The following is a 1,537-nucleotide window of genomic DNA, read 5'->3' on the forward strand; positions in this document are numbered from 1 at the left end:
ACCGCCACATACAGTTGCGGCGCGACGATCTTGCCGGTCTGTCCGACCTGATAGTCATTCGGCACATAACCCGCATCGACCGCCGCGCGCGATGCGCCCATGGCCGCACCGAGTTTGTCCGCGAGCGGCTCCAGTACCTTCGTGTAGTTCTCGCCGCTGCCCAGACCCCGGCCGCCCGACACGATGATCGTCGCGCTCGTCAGCTCCGGACGGTCCAGCTTCGTCACCTCGCGGCTCACGAACTGCGCGATGCCCCGGTCGGCCGCCGCGTCGAGCTTTTCAACCGCGGCGCTGCCGCCCTGCGCGGCCACCGGATCGAAGCCCGTCGTGCGCACCGTGATCACCTTGACCGGGTCCTGCGACTGCACGATCGCGATCGCGTTGCCCGCATAGATCGGACGCTCGAACGTGTCGGCGCTGTCCACCGCGGTGATGTCGCTGATCTGCGCGACATCGAGCTTCGCCGCGATGCGCGGCGCAATGTTCTTGCCGTACGCCGTGGCCGGCGCAACGATGTGCGTGTAGTGCCGGGCCGCATCCCGCACAAGCGGCAGCACCGTCGCCTCGACGTTTTCCGCGAGGCCCGCGGCCAGTTGCGGCGCGTCGGCGAGCAGCACCTTCGCGACGCCCGCGACCTGCGCGGCCGCGTCGGCGGCGCCCTGCGCGTGGTGGCCCGCGACCAGCACGTGGATGTCGCCACCCACGAATTTGCCAATCGCGTGCGCAGCAGCCACGGTGTTCAGCGTCGCGGCCTTCAGCGCCGCGTTGTCGTGTTCAGCAATTACCAGAATCGTCATTTTGTCTCGCTCCGCGCTTACAGCACCTTGGCTTCGTTCTTCAGCTTTTCAACCAGCGTCTTCACGTCCGGCACCTTCACGCCGGCGCTGCGCGCGGGCGGCTCGCTGACCTTCAGCGTCTTCAGGCGCGGCTTCACGTCCACACCCAGGTCGTCCGGCCTGAGCGTCTCGAGCGGCTTTTTCTTCGCCTTCATGATGTTGGGCAGCGTCACGTAACGCGGCTCGTTCAGGCGCAGGTCGGTGGTGACCACCGCCGGCAGCGTCAGCGTGAGCGTCTCGGCGCCGCCGTCGACTTCACGCGCGACCGTCGCGTGGCCGTCGGCGACCGTCACCTTCGACGCGAAGGTCGCCTGCGGCAGGTCGGCGAGCGCCGCCAGCATCTGGCCGGTCTGGTTCGAGTCGTCGTCGATCGCCTGCTTGCCGAGGATCACCAGCTGCGGCTGTTCCCGGTCCACCAGCGCCTTGAGCAGCTTCGCAACCGCCAGCGGCTGCAGTTCCTCGTTCGATTCGATCAGGATCGCCCGGTCCGCGCCGATCGCGAGCGCCGTGCGCAACGTCTCCTGGCACTGCGCCACGCCCGCCGACACCGCGATCACCTCAGTCGCCACGCCCGCTTCGCGCAGGCGCACCGCCTCTTCCACCGCGATCTCGTCGAACGGGTTCATCGACATCTTCACGTTCGCAATGTCCACGCCCGTTTGGTCCGATTTCACGCGCACCTTCACGTTGTAGTCGACCAC

General features: G+C 67.7%; 2 protein-coding genes. Both read right to left on the reverse strand.

The window, feature by feature from the left end; all coding sequences use genetic code 11:
• Window positions 1-797, reverse strand: a 797-nt coding sequence (locus tag HV796_RS42220; protein WP_175233541.1) for an electron transfer flavoprotein subunit alpha/FixB family protein, incomplete at its 3' end; no start/stop codon positions are given.
• A gap of 17 nt (window positions 798-814) precedes the next feature.
• On the reverse strand, window positions 815-1,537 hold a 723-nt coding region (locus HV796_RS42225; protein WP_246356400.1), incomplete at its 5' end, for an electron transfer flavoprotein subunit beta/FixA family protein.

Origin of the sequence: Paraburkholderia humisilvae, assembly GCF_902859855.1 — a bacterium.
GTDB lineage: Bacteria > Pseudomonadota > Gammaproteobacteria > Burkholderiales > Burkholderiaceae > Paraburkholderia > Paraburkholderia humisilvae.